Source organism: Mumia sp. ZJ430 (assembly GCF_011751845.1).
Classification (GTDB): domain Bacteria; phylum Actinomycetota; class Actinomycetes; order Propionibacteriales; family Nocardioidaceae; genus Mumia.
Genome location: NZ_JAAHFK010000001.1, coordinates 151,024 through 170,474, shown reverse-complemented (window position 1 = coordinate 170,474; position 19,451 = coordinate 151,024). Strand labels below are relative to the sequence as shown.

The 19,451-nt window shown below is 69.9% G+C and carries 24 protein-coding genes; 16 read left to right on the top strand and 8 right to left on the bottom strand.

All coding sequences use genetic code 11. The annotated features are described in order from the left end of the window. Positions 1–19 precede the first annotated feature (19 nt). Both HCT63_RS00875 and dnaB read left to right on the top strand, forming a co-directional pair. The gene (locus HCT63_RS00875; RefSeq protein WP_167000658.1) at positions 20–496 is read left to right on the top strand and encodes a MarR family transcriptional regulator; all 477 of its coding nucleotides are present in this window, start codon (positions 20–22) and stop codon (positions 494–496) included. 441 nt (positions 497–937) lie between these two features. Further along, positions 938–2,311, top strand: a complete 1,374-nt coding sequence (dnaB, locus tag HCT63_RS00870; protein WP_208322287.1) for a replicative DNA helicase — start codon at positions 938–940, stop codon at positions 2,309–2,311. Between the two features lie 36 nt (positions 2,312–2,347). Here the strand turns inward: dnaB and HCT63_RS00865 are convergent, their stop codons facing one another. Together HCT63_RS00865 and arr are read right to left on the bottom strand one after the other, a co-directional pair. Beyond that, entirely contained in the window at positions 2,348–2,707 is a 360-nt protein-coding gene (locus HCT63_RS00865; protein ID WP_167000654.1) for an MmcQ/YjbR family DNA-binding protein, read from the bottom strand. A gap of 329 nt (positions 2,708–3,036) precedes the next feature. Beyond that, entirely contained in the window at positions 3,037–3,465 is a 429-nt protein-coding gene (arr, locus tag HCT63_RS00860; protein WP_167000652.1) for an NAD(+)--rifampin ADP-ribosyltransferase, read from the bottom strand. A gap of 185 nt (positions 3,466–3,650) precedes the next feature. Between arr and HCT63_RS00855 the strand changes: the two genes are divergently transcribed. The 3 genes from HCT63_RS00855 (at position 3,651) to HCT63_RS00845 (ending at position 4,821) form a co-directional block, all read left to right on the top strand. After that, the gene (locus HCT63_RS00855; RefSeq protein WP_167000650.1) at positions 3,651–4,112 is read left to right on the top strand and encodes a DUF1801 domain-containing protein; all 462 of its coding nucleotides are present in this window, start codon (positions 3,651–3,653) and stop codon (positions 4,110–4,112) included. Between the two features lie 24 nt (positions 4,113–4,136). After that, entirely contained in the window at positions 4,137–4,295 is a 159-nt protein-coding gene (locus HCT63_RS00850; protein WP_208322209.1) for a hypothetical protein, read from the top strand. A 64-nt stretch (positions 4,296–4,359) separates the two neighbouring features. Further along, positions 4,360–4,821: a VOC family protein gene (locus HCT63_RS00845; protein WP_167000648.1), complete on the top strand. Its 462-nt coding sequence runs from the start codon at positions 4,360–4,362 to the stop codon at positions 4,819–4,821. Positions 4,822–4,856: 35 nt separating this feature from the next. Here HCT63_RS00845 and HCT63_RS00840 read toward each other — a convergent pair whose 3' ends face one another. Continuing rightward, on the bottom strand, positions 4,857–5,102 hold the full coding sequence (locus HCT63_RS00840; RefSeq protein ID WP_182397124.1) for a hypothetical protein: 246 nt from the start codon (positions 5,100–5,102) through the stop codon (positions 4,857–4,859). Positions 5,103–5,168: 66 nt separating this feature from the next. On the opposite strand from HCT63_RS00840, the gene HCT63_RS00835 reads away from it, so the two are divergent. Together HCT63_RS00835 and HCT63_RS00830 are read left to right on the top strand one after the other, a co-directional pair. Then, positions 5,169–6,275 carry an alanine racemase gene (locus HCT63_RS00835; RefSeq protein ID WP_167000646.1) on the top strand — a complete coding sequence of 369 codons (1,107 nt, stop codon included), beginning with the start codon at positions 5,169–5,171 and terminating at the stop codon, positions 6,273–6,275. A 9-nt stretch (positions 6,276–6,284) separates the two neighbouring features. After that, complete coding sequence (locus tag HCT63_RS00830; RefSeq protein WP_167000644.1) at positions 6,285–7,139, top strand: CHAD domain-containing protein; 855 nt, start codon at positions 6,285–6,287, stop codon at positions 7,137–7,139. On the opposite strand, the gene HCT63_RS00825 is transcribed toward HCT63_RS00830, so the two are convergent. Next, positions 7,127–8,539 (bottom strand): MFS transporter, encoded by a 1,413-nt coding sequence (locus HCT63_RS00825; RefSeq protein WP_243842830.1) that lies wholly within the window; start codon positions 8,537–8,539, stop codon positions 7,127–7,129. The genes HCT63_RS00830 and HCT63_RS00825 overlap by 13 nt on opposite strands. Before the next feature lie 135 nt (positions 8,540–8,674). Between HCT63_RS00825 and HCT63_RS00820 the strand changes: the two genes are divergently transcribed. Genes HCT63_RS00820 through HCT63_RS00810 form a run of 3 tightly spaced genes read left to right on the top strand, consistent with a single transcriptional unit; the run spans position 8,675 to position 10,488 of the window. Continuing rightward, complete coding sequence (locus HCT63_RS00820) at positions 8,675–9,082, top strand: helix-turn-helix domain-containing protein (protein WP_243842829.1); 408 nt, start codon at positions 8,675–8,677, stop codon at positions 9,080–9,082. Positions 9,083–9,105: 23 nt separating this feature from the next. Next, positions 9,106–9,891: an MFS transporter gene (locus HCT63_RS00815; protein WP_167000641.1), complete on the top strand. Its 786-nt coding sequence runs from the start codon at positions 9,106–9,108 to the stop codon at positions 9,889–9,891. Positions 9,892–9,900: 9 nt separating this feature from the next. Continuing rightward, a complete protein-coding gene (locus HCT63_RS00810; RefSeq protein ID WP_167000640.1) occupies positions 9,901–10,488 on the top strand; it encodes a TetR/AcrR family transcriptional regulator in 588 nt (195 codons plus the stop codon). Positions 10,489–10,500: 12 nt separating this feature from the next. On the opposite strand, the gene HCT63_RS00805 is transcribed toward HCT63_RS00810, so the two are convergent. Continuing rightward, complete coding sequence (locus tag HCT63_RS00805) at positions 10,501–10,968, bottom strand: thioesterase family protein (protein WP_167000639.1); 468 nt, start codon at positions 10,966–10,968, stop codon at positions 10,501–10,503. A gap of 85 nt (positions 10,969–11,053) precedes the next feature. Here HCT63_RS00805 and HCT63_RS00800 point away from each other — a divergent pair, with 85 nt between their 5' ends. The 5 genes from HCT63_RS00800 (at position 11,054) to HCT63_RS00780 (ending at position 15,912) form a co-directional block, all read left to right on the top strand. After that, on the top strand, positions 11,054–11,725 hold the full coding sequence (locus tag HCT63_RS00800) for a 4a-hydroxytetrahydrobiopterin dehydratase (protein ID WP_167000638.1): 672 nt from the start codon (positions 11,054–11,056) through the stop codon (positions 11,723–11,725). Between the two features lie 61 nt (positions 11,726–11,786). Beyond that, complete coding sequence (locus HCT63_RS00795; protein ID WP_167000637.1) at positions 11,787–12,149, top strand: DUF4180 domain-containing protein; 363 nt, start codon at positions 11,787–11,789, stop codon at positions 12,147–12,149. 447 nt (positions 12,150–12,596) lie between these two features. Further along, positions 12,597–13,235, top strand: a complete 639-nt coding sequence (locus HCT63_RS00790) for a TetR/AcrR family transcriptional regulator (protein ID WP_167000636.1) — start codon at positions 12,597–12,599, stop codon at positions 13,233–13,235. A gap of 37 nt (positions 13,236–13,272) precedes the next feature. Next, a complete protein-coding gene (locus HCT63_RS00785; RefSeq protein ID WP_167000635.1) occupies positions 13,273–13,704 on the top strand; it encodes a hypothetical protein in 432 nt (143 codons plus the stop codon). A gap of 87 nt (positions 13,705–13,791) precedes the next feature. Beyond that, positions 13,792–15,912, top strand: coding sequence for a M1 family metallopeptidase (locus tag HCT63_RS00780; protein WP_167000634.1), 2,121 nt, complete (start codon positions 13,792–13,794; stop codon positions 15,910–15,912). Positions 15,913–15,927: 15 nt separating this feature from the next. Here the strand turns inward: HCT63_RS00780 and HCT63_RS00775 are convergent, their stop codons facing one another. From HCT63_RS00775 to HCT63_RS00765, 3 genes are all read right to left on the bottom strand, one after another. After that, positions 15,928–16,410, bottom strand: coding sequence for a hypothetical protein (locus HCT63_RS00775; RefSeq protein ID WP_167000633.1), 483 nt, complete (start codon positions 16,408–16,410; stop codon positions 15,928–15,930). Between the two features lie 48 nt (positions 16,411–16,458). Then, complete coding sequence (locus tag HCT63_RS00770) at positions 16,459–17,757, bottom strand: MFS transporter (RefSeq protein WP_167000631.1); 1,299 nt, start codon at positions 17,755–17,757, stop codon at positions 16,459–16,461. 67 nt (positions 17,758–17,824) lie between these two features. Then, positions 17,825–18,424, bottom strand: a complete 600-nt coding sequence (locus tag HCT63_RS00765; RefSeq protein ID WP_167000629.1) for a helix-turn-helix domain-containing protein — start codon at positions 18,422–18,424, stop codon at positions 17,825–17,827. A gap of 86 nt (positions 18,425–18,510) precedes the next feature. On the opposite strand from HCT63_RS00765, the gene HCT63_RS00760 reads away from it, so the two are divergent. Beyond that, on the top strand, positions 18,511–19,428 hold the full coding sequence (locus HCT63_RS00760; protein ID WP_243842828.1) for a M15 family metallopeptidase: 918 nt from the start codon (positions 18,511–18,513) through the stop codon (positions 19,426–19,428). The last annotated feature ends 23 nt before the right edge of the window (positions 19,429–19,451 follow it).

Genomic DNA, 19,451 nt, shown 5'->3' with positions numbered 1-19,451 from the left:
AGTGACGGAGGTGGGCCCGGTGGCGAGCGATGCCCTCGAGGACTTCGTGGAGAGGTTCTCCGCGATCCTGCGCGACTCCGGCGTGCCTCCGATGCCGGCGCGGACGTTCGCGTACGTCCTGGGGCTCGGGCAGCGCAGCTATACCGCGGCCGAGCTCGCGGAGGCGACCGGCGCGAGCCCGGCGGCGATCTCGGGTGCGGTCAACTATCTGATCGGCCTTGGGATGCTCGAGCGCCATCGTGGAAGCGATCGACGTCACCACTACCGGCTCCCGCCAGGCGATCCGTGGGAGTCGATGATCGCGCGGCGGCAGGCGATCCTGGTCCGCTGGTACGAGAGTCTCGAGCAGGCAGCGAAGGACCTCGGCGACGAGCACGAGGACCACGGCGCGCCGCTCGAGCTCGGGGCCATGTTCTTCGCGTTCATGGCCCAGGAGATCCCGGGGATGCTCGCGCGCTGGGAGGCCTTTCGCGACGGCCACGGGCGCGCAGATTAGAAGGCTTCCATGCTGTGTGCAAGTCGGACGGACACGCCCGTGGGGGAGTTTCGATCCACACGCGGGGGACAGTGTTTCCCCAGGTCAGCCCACAGGTGTGGAGAACCTCGTGGGGTAATCCACACGGATACCCACAGCCTGTGCACATGTCTTCCCCTGGTTATCCACACAAATGTCGTCGCGATCCACAAAGGCTGTGCATCCACAGCCGCACACGACTGGCAGCCGGCATCGCGATGCGCGTAGTTTGCTTCTCGTTCGACGGATGTTTTCGAACCTCCTGGTGCGGGTCCGGGATGGCTCTCGAAGCTTCGTCGGTGGTCCCCCGTACGCTCGAAGCGTGAATGACAGACCTGTGATTCACGGCGTGCCGTTTTGGGGGCGTGGGGTGTCGCAATCGGGGTCGAGCGTGGAGGAGTGGCGCGGGTGAGCGTTGCCGAGCTGGGGTCGGTTCCGGAGCCGCCGGACGACTACGAGTACGGCGGGAGCCGGGTCGACCGCACCCCACCTCAGGACAACAACGCCGAGCAGTCCGTGCTCGGCGCGATGATGCTCTCGAAGGACGCGATCGCCGACGTGCTCGAGGCGGTGAAGTCGATCGACTTCTACCGTCCGGCGCACGAGGAGATCTTCGACGCGATCCTCGACCTGTACGGCCGCGGCGAGCCCGCTGATGCCGTCACCGTGTCCGCTGCGCTCCAGCGCCGAGGCGAGCTGGCCAAGATCGGCGGCGCGCCCTACCTCCATACGCTCGTCGCCAACGTGCCGATCGCGGCCAACGCGTCTTACTACGCCGACATCGTCCGCGAGAAGGCGATCCTGCGGCGACTGATCTCGGCCGGCACCAAGATCGCGCAGCTCGGCTATGCAGGCGAGGGCGAGATCGACGACATCGTCGACACCGCGCAGTCCGAGGTGTTCGGGGTGACCGAGCAGCGCACGTCGGAGGACTACACGGTCCTCAACGACATCATGGAGGCGACGTTCGACGAGCTCGAGGCGATCGCGGCCCGCGACGGGCAGATGGCGGGCGTGCCGACCGGGTTCGTCGACCTCGACCGGCTCACTAACGGCTTCCACCCCGGCCAGATGATCGTCGTTGCCGCACGACCCGGTGTCGGCAAGTCCACGCTGGGCCTCGACGTCTGCCGATCGGCGGCCATCAAGCACGGGCTGACGACCGCGATCTTCTCGCTGGAGATGAGCCGCATCGAGATCACGATGCGTCTGCTGTCCGCCGAGGCGCGCGTCGGTCTGCACGAGATGCGGTCGGGTTCGCTGTCCGACGACCAGTGGGCCAAGCTCGCTCGTCGCATGAGTGAGGTGGCGGCGGCGCCGCTGTACATCGACGACTCGCCCAACATGACGATGATGGAGATCCGGGCGAAGGCACGGCGCCTCAAGCAGCGCCACGACCTCAAGATGATCGTCATCGACTACCTCCAGCTGATGACCTCCGGCAAGAAGGTCGAGAACCGCCAGGTCGAGGTCTCGGAGTTCTCGCGTCAGATCAAGCTGCTCGCCAAGGAGCTCGAGGTCCCGATCATCGCGATCAGCCAGCTCAACCGTGGCTCGGAGCAGCGCACCGACAAGCGACCGATGCTGTCCGACCTGCGTGAGTCCGGCTCGATCGAGCAGGACGCCGACATCGTGGTCCTGCTGCACCGACCGGACATGTACGAGCAGGAGTCCGAGCGTCTGGGCGAGGCCGACTTCATCGTCGCCAAGAACCGTTCAGGTCAGCCGGGCTCGGCGACGGTCACGTTCCAGGGCCACTACTCGCGGTTCATCGACATGCCGAAGGAGTTCGGCTGAGCCAGCTCACCGCACGCCCTGGGCCCGGGCGGTCCGTCACCCCGGGCCGTCGGGATGGGTGAGGTCGTACGCGCGGGACAGCTTCTGGGGTACGACCATGCGCCAGGCGTCGACGACGAGCTCGCGGGCCTCAGCCCGGTCTAGTGCCGCAAGGTCGGAGCGGACCCAGTTGAACCGCATGTCCGACTGCACCGGCAGCTGGAACTTGCGCGGCTCGCTCGCGACGAGAGCGGCCCGCTCCTCCTTGGGGAATGCGAACTCCATCACGGTCTCGTCGAGGGAGAACGCCACATAGACGATCTGCTTCACGCGGAACTTCAGCCGGCCTCGTACGTACACCTCGTACGAGCGCTCGAGCGCGCTGCCGAGCGGCCGGACGTCCTCGATCACCGCCATCGCCGAGAGTCCTCCCTCTGAACCTGCTCCCTTCCCAGTTCGACTGCGCCAGCGGGCCCGAGTCATCGCTCAGGGATTGACGGCCTTGCTGCACCCGGGTCGTCGCATCAGAGGTTGCCCTTCCAGGGGTTGTCAACATCGCCGAGACCTGACGGACGGCATCGAGGCATCACGCGACCTGGCGATGGCGGAGTGGTCTCCGGATGACCGGCTGGCGGCTGTCTCCACGAACGACGGTGCCGACAACGAGTCGACCACCCTCATGCTCGTCGACGTCGGTCTCGGTCGGCGGCGAGAGTGCGGAGAACGCGCGCGTTCCCTGGACGGCTTCACTCGTTGATGGCCTCGATGCCCTGCCGCTCAAGCTCGGCGAGGTGGTCCCGCATGTGCTGGAGCTCCTCAGCAGAGTGCGGCGCCCAGTCCTCGACCTCGCCGACGACGCGCAGCGGCTCTCGCGTGCGGTACGACCGCGTCGGGTTGCCCGGGAACCGCTGATCGGTCAGGTTGGGATCGTCCTCGAAGGGCCCCGTCGGGACGACCTCGTAGATCCTCCCGGGCCCGTTGCCCACGGCCAGCTCGGCTCCCCAGGTGGCGGCGTCCAAGGTCGCGGTCATGTAGATGAAGTTCGCCTTCTGCCGCTCGCCGTAGTTGGAGCCGTAGCCAGGAGCGAGCAGGTCGTCGGGCTGCAGCTCGGCCTTCGTTCCGTGGAAGAAGGGTCCGGGATCGTCGGCTGCGGACCGGGTCGGTTCGTTCGTCATGCGCACTCCCGTCGGCGTTCACGCACGTCGGTGGCCCAGCGTCCACCCGTCGCGCTCGTGTGGACGCTAGCTCACCGACGCGCAGCCCGCGCATCGATCACGAATCGAGAAGCGTCCCTCGTGCGGCTCCGGCATCGTGGCGAGCACGACGACACCACGTCGACCGAGACCACGAGGAGCATCCGATGACCACCACCAAGAAGGCCGGCCAGAAGGAATCGACCGGCGTCGGCTTCACAGACGACGAGCGCGCCGCGATGAAGGAGCGCGCCGAGGAGCTGAAGGCGGAGGGGCGAGGCGGCAAGAAGAAGGCCGACAACCTCAAGGCCGTGCTCACGAAGATCGCCGAGATGGGCGACTCCGACCGTGTGATGGCCGAGCGCATCCACGCGATCGTCTCTCGCGTCGCGCCTCAGCTGGGCGCCAAGACCTGGTACGGGATGCCGGCCTACACCGACGAGAACGGCAAGGTGGTCTGCTTCTTCAAGGCCGCGGAGAAGTTCGACGGCAGGTACGCGACGCTCGGGTTCGAGGAGTCTGCCACGCTCGACGAGGGCAGCATGTGGCCCACGTCGTACGCGCTGACCGAGATCACCGACGCCGACGCGGAGAAGATCGAGCAGCTCGTGAAGCGCGCGGCAAGCTGACGACCATGGCGTGCGGGTCTGCCGATGATGGGGTGGGTCGACACGATCCCAATGACGCTGGCGCGGGTAGTCGGCATCGCGCCAGGCCTGGCAGTGGTCGCCGCGCTCTGCCTCGCGGTGCTGCACGTGCTGCCCGCGGGGCTCCACCTGTCTCGCGGCGAGGTGAAGGAGATCGCTTGCTGACACCGGCTTCTGTCGGTTGGCCGTGCCAGAGTGGCGTGCGACATGCCGACGAACGGAGCCAGCGATGAGCCGCGAATTCCAAGTGACCTTCGATGCGCACGATCCCAGGGCGCTGTCGACCTTCTGGCGTGACGTCCTGGGATACGTCCACCCTGGCCCGCCCGGCGTCGACGTCCCAGAGGGCGACGATCCGCTCGCTGCGTGGGACGACTTCCTCGCGCAGATCGGTGTCCCTGAGGAGGCGCGCAACTCGCGCTCTGCCATCGAGGATCCCGACGGCAAGGGCCCGAGGGTGTTCTTCCAGCAGGTGCCGGAGGACAAGGCCTCCAAGAACCGCCTCCACCTCGACGTCCGTGCGGCTCCCGGGCTGGAGGGAGACGCGCGGATGGACGCGTTGGAGGCCGAGTGCGAGCGGCTCGTCGCCTTGGGGGCGACCCGCCTGCGCCGCTTCGAGCCCGCGCCGCCGTTGGAGGCCGGGCACGTCATGATGGCCGACCCGGAGGGCAACGAGTTCTGCCTGGACTGACCGGCCCTCGCGAGCTGGCGCGGCAAACTCCAGGGTCAGGCAGCGAGGGCGCGCTCGAGGCGCCGTGCCCGCAGATAGGCGTACGGCGGCTCGCCGTAGGCGCGCTCGAACTGCCGAATGAGCTGGCCCGTCGACATGCGGGCACCGGCGGCGAGTGCCATGACGTTCAACGGCTGGGCGTATTCCCGCTCGAGCCGGTCACGGACACGGCGAAGCCGTACGAGGTCGTCGAGGCGTTCGGGCCGGTCGTGAGCCGGAAGGGCATTCATCCTCATGCACATGACGTCACGCTAGGCGTGGGCCAGACGGCGTGCTTCTCGATTCCTGACGGGCCTAGGCTGACGGCCATGAGCGAGGAACGCTGGTCACCGGATCGTTGGCAGGGGATCGCGACACCGTTCCTTGCGGTCGACCTCCCGACGCTGCGACGCAACCTCGCCCGCGCGCAGGCGCTCTGCGACGACCGCGGTCTGCGGCTGCGTCCTCACGTGAAGACCCATAAGATCCCGGAGATCGCGCGGCTGCAGGTCGCGGCCGGAGCGCGTGGCCTGACGCTCGCGACCGTTGGGGAGGCGGAGTGCTTCGCGAAGGCCGGGTTCGACGACCTGTTCGTCGCGTACCCGGTCCTTGCGACGGACGATCTCGCGGACCGGCTGCGGCGGCTGCTCGACGCAGCGACGGTCATCCTCGGCGTCGACTCGCGTGACGGCATCGACGCCCTCGTTCGCCACGGCCTCGCGGACCACCCGCGCCTCTCGGTCCTGGTCGAGGTCGAGTGCGGGCTGCGTCGTACGGGTGTCGTGCCCGAGGAAGCCGGCCTGCTCGCGGCGCACGCCACCGAGCGTGGTCTGAGGATCGGCGGGGTGTTCACCTTCCCTGGTCAGGGGTACGCGCTCGGCGCAGGCGCGCCCGCCGCAGCTGACGAGGCGAGTGCGCTGTCGCGTGCCGCCGACGCGTTCGCCGCAGAGGGACTGCCGTGCGAGATCCGCAGCGGCGGGGCGACTCCGTCGTACGAGGCGACCGACGTAGAGGTCGTCACCGAGACGCGGCCGGGTGTGTACGCGTTCCAGGACGCGCAGCAGGTCGCACTGGGGACGGCCGGCCCGGACGAGGTCGCGCTCGCGGTGATCACCACGGTGGTGAGCGCGCCCGCGCCGGATCGCCTCGTCCTCGATGCAGGCTCCAAGACCCTCGCCGCCGACCGGCCGCCGTACGTCAACGGGCACGGAGTGCTGCTCGGAGTCCCCGGCGCGCGCATCGACCGGATCTGGGAGCACCACGGCGTGGTCGACGTGAGCGGCGCGGACCCGGCGGACGTCCCGGCGGTCGGCGACCGGGTCGCGGTTCTCCCGAACCACGTGTGCACCGCGATCAACCTCGCCGATCGGGTTCACGTCCGCGACGATGGAGAGGTGGCGACGTGGACCGTCGCGGCGCGCGGGCAGAACGGCTGAGGGAGCACCGTGAGCGGAGACGATCACCCTGACGACGCGGGTGACGCGGCTGCCCGCAGTCTCGATGCGATCGCCGACCAGCTCGACGCGACGCTCGGCCTGGCCGTGCTCGACCAGCCCGACGGCGTTCACGCGCACCGCAAGGCCGTACGGCGGCTACGCAGCACGCTTGCGGCGTACCGGCCGTTCTTCGACACCGACACGGTCCGCCGCCTGCACGGCACCTACCGGGACTGGGGACGCGAGCTCGGCGAGGCGCGCGACCTCGAGGTGAGGATCGCGGTGGCCGAGCGGTTCCTCGACGACGACGACGACGCCGCTGGCGCCCGGATGCTCGACGAGCTCCGCACCGCGTACCGCGACGCCCACCGCGCGGTCGCACGCCGCGGGGTGAGTGTCGAGGCGAGGGACCGTCGGGCGGATCTCGGGGCCTTCCTCGACGCGCCCCCTCGGACCGCGAAGGCGTCGCGTCGTACGAAGCGCGGCGTGCGTCGCAGGATCGTCAAGGAGGGCGACAGGGTGCTGCGTCGAGCCGAGGCGGCTACCTCGTGTCCCGGTGATGACGTCGCGTTGCACGAGCTGCGCAAGGCGGCGCGACGCCTCCGCTATGCGGTCGAGTCCGTCACTCGCCCCCCGGTCGGACTCTTCGGTGCCAAGGCAGATGCGCTGGCGGTGAGCGCCGAGCAGATCCACGACCTCCTCGGCGACGTCCGGGACCTGCTCGCGTTCGCCCGGGCGTACGAGGCGGCAGGCGGCGTCAGCGACGGCCCGGCCGCGCGCGCCAAGGTCGAGGCGGCCGAGAAGCTCGACGAGCTCCCAGCCGCGGTCGACGACCTGCGCGGCGCGCTCGCTCAGTTCCGCTGACGCGCTCCACCCCGCCTACGCGCCCACGCGGTCGCGCCGATCGCCACAGCGAGCGCGGCGGCCGCCGTCGGCACGAACAACGCCCGCCGATAGTCGTCCAGGGTCGCGTCCTCGGGGCTCGCGCCGAGGAGGACGATCGTGACCGCCGAGAGGCCGAGCGCCGCGCCGAACTGGAAGGCGGTGTTGACGATCCCGCCGGCGACGCCGTGCTCGGACTCGTCGAGCCCCTCGGTCGCAGCCGCGGCGAGCGGCCCATACGCGAACGCGAAGGCGAAGGCGACCAGCAGGAGCGTCGGGAGCAGGTCGACGTACGTCCAGTCGGCTTCGAGTCGCAGGGTCAGCGCGAACGCCGCGGTCGCGCTGGCGAACCCGGCCGTCATCACCGCCGCGGTACCGAGCCGTGCGACCAGGAGCGGCGTGAGGAGCGGCGCGATCACCATGTCCGCGCCCATGATCGCGAAGGTCAGGCCGGTCTCGAGCGGAGTCCAGCCGCGGAGCTCTTGGAGGTACAGCGTGACCAGGAGCTGGAATCCGAAGAACGCGCCCATGAAAAGCAGCCCGGCCGTGCTGCTCGAGAGGAGCATCCCGTGGCGAAGGATGCTCAGGCGAAGGAGCGGCGCAGGGGAGCGGCGCTCCCACAGGACGAAGCCGACCAGCAGCGCGGCGGCGCCGGCCAGGGTGAGCGCGGCCGTCGCTGTGTGTCCCTCGCCCAGGCTCACGAGTGCGAACACGATCGACACCATCGCGGCGGTGACCGTGACCGAGCCGACGACGTCGAACCCGGAGGTCGAGGGGAGGCGTGGCTGGTCGGGACGGATCAGGGCACGGCCGACGACGAGGAGGAGTGCCCCGAGGACCACGGGGGCGAAGAAGACCCAGCGCCAGCTCGCGGTGGTGAGCAGCCCGCCGGCGACCATCCCGAGCGTGAACCCGCCTGCACCGACGGCTCCGTACACGGAGAGCGCGCGGTTGCGCAGCGGTCCCTCCGGGAAGCTCGACGTGACGATGCTGAATCCGGCCGGCGTCATGAACCCCGCGGCGACTCCGGTCGCAAAGCGTGCGGTCACGAGCAGCCAGCCGGAGTCCGCGAAACCACCGACTCCGGAGAACGCGACGAAGACGGTGAGCCCGACCAGGAACACGCGCCGCCGCCCGAACAGGTCTGCCGAGCGGCCGCCGAGCAGCATGAAGCCGGCGTAGCCCAGGACGTACGCGCTGATGATCCAGTGCGCGGTCCCGGTCGCGAGCCCGAGGTCGGCGGCGATCGCGGGGACGGCGACGTTGAGCATCGCGATGTCGATCCCCTCGAGGAAGAGGGCGCCGCAGAGGACGAGCAGCAACCCCCATGAGCGCGGTGTCATCTGCTGTGCGGGTGGATCGAAGACGGGTGCGACGGTCACGCGGGCTCCTAGGGTTACCAAACATCAGCCTGGTTACTTCTTGTAACTGCGATCAGTCTGGGTGAGGATGGGGGCATGGCGGAAGTACGCACTTCGACATCACCTAGTTCTCTTGAAGTGACCGAGCCTCTTGAAGTGACCGAGCCTCTTGAAGTGACCGAGGAGGACGAGCCCCGCTGGGACGTGTTCCAGTGGGACGCGCGCGAGGGCTGCGAGGTACGTCAGATCCTCGACCGGATCGCCGACAAGTGGTCTCTGCTCGTGATCTCGCTCCTCGAGGAGAAGACGATGCGGTTCAACGAGCTGCGTCGCGCCATCGACGGGATCAGTCAGCGCATGCTGACGGTCACGCTGCGCAACCTCGAGCGCGACGGCCTGATCTGCCGGACGGTGTACGCAGAGGTGCCGCCGCGCGTCGAGTACTGTCTGTCCCCGCTCGGATGCACCCTCCTCGGCACGATCCAGTCGCTGGTCCAGTGGACCGAGAAGCACCAGGAGGAGATCGTGCAGGCGCGCGCGGAGTTCGACCGCGCCGCACGCTGACATCACCGGTAGCGTGGCACGGGATGACGACTTCACCGACCACGAGCACGCCGACCCGACCCTCACGCGCGCTTGCCTGGGTGGTGCTCGTCGCGGCGATCGTCCAGGTGGTGACCCCGGCGGTGCAGGCGCTCGGCGACCTCGGCGCTCCACCGAGCAGCCAGGGCGACGACCTGCTGATCACGCCCTCGGGCTACACGTTCTCGATCTGGAGCCTCGTCTATCTCCTGACGATCGCCTACGCGATCGCCGTGCTCGTGAAGCGTGCGACCGGCACCGTGGCGTCTGGCCGCCTCCTCGGTGACCTGGCTCTGCTGTATCTGGGCGCGTCGCTCTGGATCGTCGCCTCGGCCTTCGAGTGGTCGTGGATCACCGCCGTGATCCTCCTTGTGATGGTCGTGATCGCCGTCGATGCGGCGCACGTGGCCGCCGCCCGTACTCCCGACACCGAGGCGCCGACGTGGCTGACGCGATTGGCGCGGGCGACGACGGGTCTGTACGCGGGGTGGGTGACCGCCGCCGGGGGCCTCAACGTCTGCACGGCGCTCGTGGCCGACGGTGACTTCGACGGGATGGAGACCAGTTGGCAGGTGTGGGCCCTCGCCCTCGTCGCCCTGGTCGCCGTGGGCTTCAGCGCGCTGATCGGCGGCTCGATCGCTTATGCGGCGGCGCTGGTGTGGGCGCTCGTCGGAGTGGTCGTGGCCGTACGGGACACGTCAGGCGCGCTGGTCGCCACGGCGGTTGTCGCGGCCATCGCGATCGTGGCCGTCAATGCGCTGCTGCTCCTGCGGCGGCGCAGTCGAACCTAGACTCGACCCATGAGCACCACGACCGACGGACGGCGCGCGCGCGGCGACGCGACGCGGCGCAAGGTGGCCCGCGAGGCCGCCGACGTCGCGACGCTGCACGGGCTCGACTCCCTGTCGGTCGGAGGGCTCGCCGCGGCCACCGGCGTGAGCAAGAGCGGCATCCTCACCGTCTTCGCGAACCGCGAGGCGATCCAGCTCGCGGCGATCGCAGAGGCCCGCCGGGTGGTCATCGCCGAGGTCGTCGCCCCGGTCTGGTCGACGGAGCCGGGCGCACCGCGTCTGCGTGCGCTGGTCGAGAGCTGGGCCGCGTACGCGCGCAGGCGGGTGTTCCCTGGCGGTTGTTTCCTGGTGACCTCGTCGTCGGAGTTCGGGGCGCAGGAAGGGCCGATCGCCGACGCCGTCCGTGCCCTCAAGCAGGAGTGGCTGGATCTGCTCGCGGTCGATGCGGTCGCGGCGGGAGGTGACGGGCGTACGGTCGCGTTCCAGCTTGATGCGTTCCTCGCCGCGGGCATCACGCGGTCGGTCCTCTTCGACTCCGAGGCCGAGCTCGACCTCGCCCTGGCGTGCGCCCTCGCCGCGATCGCCGCACTCGCCTGACCGTACGAGCACTCAGACAGCCGGCCGCTCCACGTGGTCGGCGAGCAGCGGCGCCGCGTAGGTCCACTGCTCGTCGGTCAGCGGCGTCGGCCGCAATGTCGCCGGGTCGAGGTTGACGAGACGGCGCGAGCCCTCCGCGTGCAGGATGGCGCGGTCGGCAGAGGTGATCCGGAACCGGTAGTTCACGCTCGTGCGCCCCGCCTGGTCGACCCACAGGTGCACGGCGACGTCGCCGATCGCCGTGATCGGCTGGTGGAAGGTGAGGTGGACCTCGCGGATCACCTGCACCGACGAGGTCGGGTCGAGCACCCAGCCCGCGTCGGTCCAGAAGTCGATGACCGCGTGGTCGAACAGCCGCGCGTACTCGACGTGGTTGAGCATCCCGAACCCGTCGAGGTCGTCGAGATAGACGCGGACGGGGACCACGACCCCGTACGACGGCTCGTCCAGGGCAGGCGTCTTGTCGTTGGTGAGTGTCATGCACGCAACTTTACGACCGATCGGTCGTAAAGTCGACAGGTCTGCGAGGAGTGACAGCGCGCCACCGTCGCGCGAGCATGGACCGATGAGCACGCAGAGACTGACCGGCCCGCAGATCGCCGACGAGCGACTCGACGGGTGGGCGAACCTGATCGGCGGCCTCCAGACACGCATCCGTACGCCCGACTTCGCGACGGGCCTGGCGCTCGTCAACGCGATCGGTGCTGCGGCCGAGGAGATGGGCCACCATCCCGACGTCGACCTGCGCTACACCCACGTCGATGTCCGGCTCACGAGTCACGACGCCGGCGGCATCACCGAGCGCGACGTCGGTCTCGCGCGCACGATCAGCGGGCTCGTCGCCGACGCCGCCGCGGGCGCCGACATCATCATGGAGTGTGCGACCGTCTCGCGGCTGGAGCTCGGGCTCGACACCCCTGCGTACGAGGGAGTGCTGCCGTTCTGGCGTGCCGCGCTCGCGATGGAGGATGCGTCGTCGTCGGAGGTGGATGACGAGGTGATCGACCCGTACGGTGCGCTGCCGACGATCTGGTTCCAGCCGTCCGGCGGCGAGGAGCCGAGACAGCGTTGGCACCTCGATGTGTGGGTCGAGCCCTCGCAGGTGCGGCCGAGGATCGACGCCGCGGTTGCCGCCGGTGGCACGCTCGTGAGCGAGGCGGAGGCGCCGAGCTTCTGGGTCCTCGCCGATCCGGAGGGCAACAAGGTCTGCCTCTGCACCTGGCAGGACCGCGGCTGACTCGCGTTTCGCGCCACGGAATCCGTTCGACGGCCCGCCGCTGCGCCCGTACGGTCTGGGCATGCGCACCACAGAGTACGGCGATGTCCGCGTCCTCCTCGTCGACGCCGAGGGGCCGGCAATCTCCAGCGAGCAGGACGCGCTGGATCTCGTGGGCGACGCGTTCGGGTGCGAGGCACAGCTGATCGCGGTGCCGGTCGCACGCCTGTCCCCGGAGTTCTTCCGCCTCCGGTCGGGTCTTCTCGGCGAGGTGACGCAGAAGCTCGTCAACTACCGGCTGCGGCTCGCGGTGGTCGGCGACGTCGCAGGGCACGTCGCGGGGAGCGACGCGTTCCGCGACTTCGTCCGCGAGGCGAACCGTGGGACCCAGACCTGGTTCGTCGCGGACGAGAGCGCGCTCGCGGGTCGGCTCTCGCCCGCCTGAGCGAGCCCGGGCCGGTGCTCGCCAGCGCCTCAGCCCGCGGCCCTTGCCGCCAGCGATAAACAGCAGCGGTGCGCGGTCGTCGTTGTCGTGGTCGACCCACGTCTCCTGGTGCCCGGGTCTCGGGGACGGTGAGGTTCGCGATCACGTCGGGGTTCTCGCGGAGCGCCTCGACCTCGATCTCGAAGCCCGGGTATCCGGGCGTCACGACGCGATAGCCCGTCTCGATGGTGTCGTCTCACCCGAGAATGGCCTGCTGCGGAGCACTTGGCCCGCGCGTTGCAAGAGGGGCTCGGTGCCGCCCCCGCCGACGCCGAGCCCCTCTGTCACAGGCCGCGAACCGATGACGCTCTTAGCAGACCAGAAATCTTGACGACTGACAAGATTTTTGTAGGCATTCGTCCAGAAAAGTACCGGGCTGGCCCTTCTTCCGGCCGTACGATGGACGAGATGGGCATCACCGAGGGTCCGAGGAGTCGACAGCGCGCACGCGCCGAGCGCGCCGCGGTCGACAAGTTCGAGCGCCGCCGGGCCGAGATCGCCGACTCCGCCCTGGTGACGCTCGCGGCGAACGGATACGCCCACACCGGGCTGAGGGACATCGCCCAGAACTCCGACTTCTCGCACGGCGTCGTGCACTACTACTTCAGCGACAAGCTCGACCTGATGCAGCACTGCATCCGCCAGTACAAGCAGGACTGCGTCAAGCAGTACGACGAGATCCTCGAGACGGCGACCACGTCCGTCGAGCTGCGCGACGGCTTCGCCGAGGCGATGGCCGAGACGCTGCGAGACGAGAGCACGCTCCACCGCATGTGGTACGACCTGCGCAACCAGAGCATGTTCACCGCCGAGCTCGTGGGCGTCATCAAGGAGATCGACCTGCTGCTGGAGCAGATGATCTGGCGGGTGGTCGAGCGATACGCCGACCTTGCCGACAGCCCGCCGACCATCACCTCGCCGGTGGCGTACGCGCTCTACGACGGGCTCTTCTTGCGCTCGCTGATCGACTTCCTCGCCGGCGACCTCGAAGCGCTCGAGACCCTGCGCCGCGAGTGTGCAGCGCTGCTGGTGCGACTCTGCCCCTAGGCTGGGCGGCGACACCCCTCCGGCGAACAGAGGTCTCATGTCCGACGACGCATCCGCGACGAGGTCGCTCTCCGCGCCACGTACGATCGGGCGCCTCGCGCTCGGTTCGTTCCTTCTCTTCGCCGGCATCAGCCACCTGACGTTCGCGCGTCAGGAGTTCCTCGCGCAGGTGCCGGACTGGGTGCCGCTCGACGGCGACACCGTCGTCCTCGCCTCCGGGTTCGTCGAGATCGGGCTCGGTGGTGCGCTGATCGGTCTGCCCGGCAAGCGCGTCGCCGTCGGCTGGCTCACGGCAGCATTCTTCGTCGCGATCTTCCCCGGCAACATCTCGCAGTACGTGACGCACACCGACGCGTTCGGGCTGAACGACGACCGTGCTCGGGCGATCCGCCTGCTCTTCCAGCCGCTGCTCGTGCTCTGGGCGCTGTGGGCGACCGGCGCATGGCGCGACCGGCGGCGCGACGGCTGAGCACCCTCGCGCCAGCGCGCCACCGGTTGCCGCCACCGGACACCAGGCGCACAGTGAGAGACGACCTGGATCCTCTGGAGGTTCCCCATGCGTCGTCATGCGCTCGTCCTCGTCTCCACGCTCTCCGGCCTGGCTCTCGGCGCCGCCCTGCTCGCGGCACCGGCGCAGGCCCGCCCGGGTCCGCGCCCTCACTTCACGCCGGGCGCTGTCGGCATCGGTGACCCGTACTTCCCGACCGACGGCAACGGCGGGTACGACGCGCAGCACTACGGGCTGGACGTCCGCTACGACCCCGCTACCGACCGCCTCACCGGCACCGCGCGCATCCGTGCACGGGCCACGCAGAACCTGTCGCGGTTCAACCTCGACCTCGATGGTCTGACCGTGAGCGCGGTGAAGGTGAACGGCAGGCGCGCCGGCTGGAGGCACGTCGACGGCGAGCTCACCGTGATCCCGTCGCGCGGATTGCGCAAACGCAGCACCTTCACGACCGAGGTCACCTACGGGGGCGTGCCCGCCACCCTGGAGGACGGGTCGGGCTTCATCCACACGAACGACGGCGCGCTCATCGTCGGTCAGCCGCACGTCGCCGCCACCTGGTATCCGGTCAACGACCACCCGAGCGACAAGGCCTCGTACTCGTTCCGCGTCACCGTGCCGCAGGGCCTCGAGGCTGTCGCGAACGGCGTCCCGCGCGGCCACCGTACGCACAAGGGCTGGACCACGTGGGCGTGGGAGGCGCGCGAGCCGATGGCCTCGTACCTCACGACGGCGACGATGGGTGAGTTCGCGCTCAAGGACTACCGGTACGACGGCATCCGGATGGTCGAGGCGATCGACCCGCAGCTGTACGAGCCGGCGCCGACGCGCACGGGCGACCAGTACGCCATCTCGCAGGTCGCCGGCGAGGCTGCCTCGTACAAGCGCTTGAGCCGCACGGTCGAGGTGCCCGCCGGCGGTGGAGAGCTGGGCTTCTGGGTGGACCGCGACACGGAGACCGACTGGGACTTCGTGTTCGTCGAGGCTCGGACGCCGGGGCAGGACGACTGGACGACGCTGGCGGATCTCGGTGGGGCGACGAGCACGAGCGTCGGCGACGCCTGCCCGTTCTGGCTGAGCCTGCACCCGTTCCTCGGGCACTACCAGAGCGTGCAGCCCGACGACACGTGCGCGCCGACGGGCACGACCGGGACGTGGAACGCGGCGACCGGCAGCTCGGACGGCTACGAGCAGTGGCGCGTCGACCTAGGGGCGTGGGCCGGCGGGTCGGTCGAGGTCGCGATCACCTACGCGAGCGACGACGTCTTCCAGGGGATGGGCGTGTTCGTCGACGACGTCACGACGCCCACCGGTGTCGGGAGCACGTCGTTCGAGGACGACGGCGACACCTTCGACGGCTGGGCGGTCACCGGTGCACCGGCAGGGAGCGAGCCGAACCCGAACGACTGGATCGCGGGCACGCCCGCCGACGGGCCGCCGACACTGGGCGAGAAGGCGGAGGCGAACTTCGCGAAGCACCCGCAGGTCCTCGACTTCCTGCAGGCGAGCTTCGGCCCGTACCCCTTCTCGGCATCGGGCGGTCTCGTCGACGCTCACCCGGGGCTCGGGTTCGCGCTCGAGAACCAGACGCGCCCGATCTATGCGCAGGAGTGGTTCAGCGGCTCCGACGAGACCGCCGAAGGCGTGATTGTGCACGAGCTCGCGCACCAGTGGTACGGCGACAGCCTCGCGCTGTACAGGTGGAGCGACATCTGGCTCAACGAGGGCTTCGCCTCGTACGCGGAGTGGCTGTGGTGGGAGAGCCAGGGTGTCGCGACCGCGCAGGAGATCTTCGACGCGACGTACGGCTCGCACCCGGCCGACGACTCGTTCTGGGACATCGTGATCGGTGACCCCGGGCCGGACGACCTGTTCGCCGGTGCCGTGTACGACCGCGGCGCGATGACGCTGCACCAGCTGCGGGTCACGGTGGGCGACGACGACTTCTTCGCGATCCTGCAGGGGTGGGCGGCACGGAACAAGGGAGGCAACGTGACGATCCCGCAGTTCGTCGCGTACGCCGAGCGGGTGTCGGGGCAGCAGCTCGACGCGCTGTTCGACGCGTGGCTCTTCACGGCGCAACGGCCCGACGTGCCGGCCGCCCTGGCGCGGCGCGCGCCCGTCGACCTGCCGCCGCTGGTCGGGTCGAGCCGGTTGCACCGCCACTGAGCGCGGCGGCGCAGCTCAGAGCCCTTCCCACGGGTAGCCGTGGCGAGTGAACGCCTCGGCCACCCGGCCGCGTCCGGCCTCGACGTCCTGCTCGAAGAGACGCCGGCCGTCGGTGCCGTCGATGACCACCTTCTTGCGGTCGGTGTAGACGGCGGCGACCTGGGCGTGCGCGATCGTGCGCCGGTCGTCGCCGTGCTGGACCACGATCTGCTCATCGCTCACGTCGAGCCGGTAGGCGTCGGCCACGACGACGGCAGCAAGCACGAGACCGACGACCAGGCCGACCGCCGGGCGTGCCACCCACGCCCACGGCTGGTCGAACGAGCCGACCCACTCGAGCGGACCCCTGAACGGGACGAGCGGCACGTCGGCGAGCCACGCCGCGAGCAGCGGGGCGAGGAGGAAGATCGCCAGCCCGGCGCCGCCGAAGACGACAGCGGTGCCGATCTTGTCGTTGCGGGTGTAGCCGAGGGTGGTCGTGGGGGCATCGACGCTCACGCACCCGACCGTACGGAGGCAGGCGCGGTCGCGACATCCGCCATCGGGCTAGCGGCCTGCGACGAAAGTAGGAGGCCGTGCATCTGTCCCGGGTGTCCCGGGCTCCCGCATCGGCGGCGGCAGCTCGGCGAGCCGACCGATCGGGGTGAGCACGATCGCGACGCACGCGAGCGCGTGCACCCCGGCCATCGCGAGCATGGTCGGCCGCGTGCCGACTTCATGCGCGAGGAGGCCTGCGGTCACGCCTGCCAGTGGCATCGCGCCGTAGATGACCACCTGGCTCGTGGTGACGACGCGTCCGATCAGCCGGGCCGGGATGTAGCGCTGCCGCCACGCTCCGCGGATGACGTTGCCGGACACGACGGTGGCCCCGACAAGGACGAGCCCGGTGACGGTGATCCAGACGTGGCGGCTCGACGTCGGGAGTGTGATGAGGAGCGCGGCGGGTCCGCTCAGCAGGAGGAGGCCGGTCGACGCGCGACCGGTGCCGAGCCGGTGGGCGAGCGGGACGGCCACGAGTGCGCCGAGGACACCACCGATGCTGCCGAGCATCATGACGAGCCCGGTGTACGAGGCGTCGATCTCGAGGACGTTCACCAGGTAGATGACGAGCAGCGTGGTGAGGCCTGTGAGTCCGAAGTTGGACACGCTGCCGATGAGCACGAACGGCGCGAGGTAGCGATCGCTCCTGACGACCGTGATCCCCTCGGCGATCTGGGTACGCAGCCGCACGGGCGCGGCCGTCGCGCTGCGCGCAGCCTGGCGGGGCCGTACGCCTCGCATGCACGCCACGGACACCAAGAACCCGGCGACGTCCACGAGCAGACCGGTCGCGGCGGAGACGACCGTGACGAGGAGGCCGCCGATGCCCGGCCCGGCGACCTGGGTCAGCGACTCGGTGCCGAGCAGGCGGGCGTTGGCCCGCTCGAGTCGCTCCGGTGGCACCACCAGCGGCACGATCTTGATGCCGGCCGCGCGTGAGAACAGGCTCGCGGTGCCGGTCGTCAGTGCGACCACGAGCAGATGGCCGAGCGTCAGGTGGCCCGCCCAGCCCGCGAGAGGGACGGTGAGGAGCGCCGCGGCGGCGACGAGGTTGGCGACGACGATGACCGCGCGCGGGGGGTGGCCGTCCACGAGAGCACCGGCCACCAGCCCGACGACGACCCACGGAAGCCACGCTGCCGCGGTGAGGAGGCCCATCCACAACGGCCCGGCCTGCAGGTGGACGACGGCGAGCACCGGGATCAGGAACGAGCTCGTCGCGTTTCCAACGAGGCTCGCGCCCTGGCCGAGCCAGAGATAGCCGAATCCCGACCCGTGTGTGCTGCTGTCGTCGGATGGCGTCAACCTGAGCTCCTCAGGGCAGGCCGACATCACCTCGCGAGGAGGTGTGCGCGGCGGAAGGTGGGGCTGGCTAGGGCTGGTGGGGGAACCCGCGGGAGAAGACGAGGATGGGCTCGCGCTCGGCCCCGTCGTCCGGCACCTCCCTCCGGTGCCAGCGCGTCAGGAGGTCGACCATCTCCTCGCCGAGCTCGCGCAGCTCGGCAGGTGTCAGTCGCAGCCACGTCTGGGCGACGAAGGCAGCACCGTCCCAGTCGCCGGACGTCTCGGAGTTGGCGAGCCAGATGCGGGCTGCCTCGGACTGGCGGTCGAGCTCCATGGACTCCGCGACCTTGGCGGCGTCGACGGCGGCGGTGTCCGTCGCGAACTCGTTGCGTGACCACCGAAGCGAGGGCGACACCTTGCGCCACCAGCGCTCTCGGCGGTCCCGAGCCAGCTCGGGCGCCTCCTCCACGAGTCCCGCCTCGTGGAGGACCTTGAGGTGGTGGCTCGCGCTGCCGACCGCCTGTCCGGTGCGCTGCGCCAGCGCGGAGGCCGTCGACGGGCCGTCCACGCTGAGGGCATCGAGCATCCGCGCACGGAAGGGGTTGGCGAGTGCTGACAGCGCCTTGGCGTCGGTGATCGTACGGCGGTAGGCGGCGTCGTCGGGTCCGTGCTCGCGGTCGTCGCTCATGATCGTCACGCTATATACGCAAGGGTGCTTGTGCAAGAGGTCTTGTGCAATGTTTTTTGTGGATCTGGGTTGCCTAGACTCGACGAATGGGGGTTCGTACCGGCATGCAGCGCGGGCGCCGTGGCATCGGCGCGGTGGCGCTGGCGATGGTCCTGCTCGGCGGCTGCGGCGGCGGAGGCGACGACAGTCCGGGTGAGGCGACGCCGGCGCCGCAGACCAGCGGGACGACCTCGGAGGTGAGCCCGTCGGCCCCGGCCACGACGACGCCCAGTGCGACGGCCGCCAGTCCTGAGCCTGGAACCGTGCCGCCCGCGTGGCTCGGCACCCGAGAGCTGCCTCGTACGGAGGCCGGCTTCGGCGAGGTGCAGCCGACGCCGCCCGAGCTGCGCAACCGGCGGTTCACCCTGCCCGACTCCCTGCCGCAGCTGCCGGGCGACGGCTTCGCGAGCCAGATCACGGATCCCGCCCCTGCGCGTGTCATCGCCCGGTCGACCTGGAAGCGCGGCTGTCCGGTCGGACGGCGAGACCTGGCCTGGGTGAGAGTGGCGTTCTGGGGCTTCGACGACGCCCGCCACACCGGCGAGCTGCTCGTGAACGGCCGCGTCGCCAAGGACGTGGTGGAGGCCTTCCGGCGCATGTACGAGGCACGCTTCCCGATCGAGGAGATGCGCATCACCCGCGCCGCCGAGATGGACGCGCCGCCGACCGGCGACGGCAACAACACGGGCGCGTTCGCGTGCCGGCCCACGCGTGGGGCCACCACCTTCTCGGAGCACGCGTACGGGCTGGCGATCGACATCAACCCGTTCCAGAACCCGTACGTGAAGGGTGACGTCGTGCTGCCCGAGCTCGCGTCCGCCTATCTCGATCGCAAGGACGTCCGGCCGGGGATGATCATCGCCGGCGGCCCCGTCGTCGGCGCCTTCGACGCGATCGGGTGGGGCTGGGGCGGCGAGTGGCGCATGCTGAAGGACTACCAGCACTTCAGCGAGAGCGGGCGTTGATCCGCGCCACGCTCATCCCCAGG

Coding starts and splice junctions, on each gene's coding strand:
- HCT63_RS00805 (WP_167000639.1), bottom strand. CDS start 10,968: ATGACACTCACCAACGACAAGACGCCTGCCCTGGACGAGCCGTCGTAC.
- HCT63_RS00810 (WP_167000640.1), top strand. CDS start 9,901: ATGAGCACCACGACCGACGGACGGCGCGCGCGCGGCGACGCGACGCGG.
- HCT63_RS00850 (WP_208322209.1), top strand. CDS start 4,137: ATGATGGGGTGGGTCGACACGATCCCAATGACGCTGGCGCGGGTAGTC.
- HCT63_RS00760 (WP_243842828.1), top strand. CDS start 18,511: ATGGGGGTTCGTACCGGCATGCAGCGCGGGCGCCGTGGCATCGGCGCG.
- HCT63_RS00765 (WP_167000629.1), bottom strand. CDS start 18,424: ATGAGCGACGACCGCGAGCACGGACCCGACGACGCCGCCTACCGCCGT.
- HCT63_RS00780 (WP_167000634.1), top strand. CDS start 13,792: ATGCGTCGTCATGCGCTCGTCCTCGTCTCCACGCTCTCCGGCCTGGCT.
- HCT63_RS00865 (WP_167000654.1), bottom strand. CDS start 2,707: ATGGCGGTGATCGAGGACGTCCGGCCGCTCGGCAGCGCGCTCGAGCGC.
- HCT63_RS00815 (WP_167000641.1), top strand. CDS start 9,106: ATGACGACTTCACCGACCACGAGCACGCCGACCCGACCCTCACGCGCG.
- HCT63_RS00845 (WP_167000648.1), top strand. CDS start 4,360: ATGAGCCGCGAATTCCAAGTGACCTTCGATGCGCACGATCCCAGGGCG.
- HCT63_RS00790 (WP_167000636.1), top strand. CDS start 12,597: ATGGGCATCACCGAGGGTCCGAGGAGTCGACAGCGCGCACGCGCCGAG.
- HCT63_RS00835 (WP_167000646.1), top strand. CDS start 5,169: ATGAGCGAGGAACGCTGGTCACCGGATCGTTGGCAGGGGATCGCGACA.
- HCT63_RS00800 (WP_167000638.1), top strand. CDS start 11,054: ATGAGCACGCAGAGACTGACCGGCCCGCAGATCGCCGACGAGCGACTC.
- HCT63_RS00795 (WP_167000637.1), top strand. CDS start 11,787: ATGCGCACCACAGAGTACGGCGATGTCCGCGTCCTCCTCGTCGACGCC.
- HCT63_RS00855 (WP_167000650.1), top strand. CDS start 3,651: ATGACCACCACCAAGAAGGCCGGCCAGAAGGAATCGACCGGCGTCGGC.
- HCT63_RS00840 (WP_182397124.1), bottom strand. CDS start 5,102: ATGTGCATGAGGATGAATGCCCTTCCGGCTCACGACCGGCCCGAACGC.
- HCT63_RS00785 (WP_167000635.1), top strand. CDS start 13,273: ATGTCCGACGACGCATCCGCGACGAGGTCGCTCTCCGCGCCACGTACG.
- arr (WP_167000652.1), bottom strand. CDS start 3,465: ATGACGAACGAACCGACCCGGTCCGCAGCCGACGATCCCGGACCCTTC.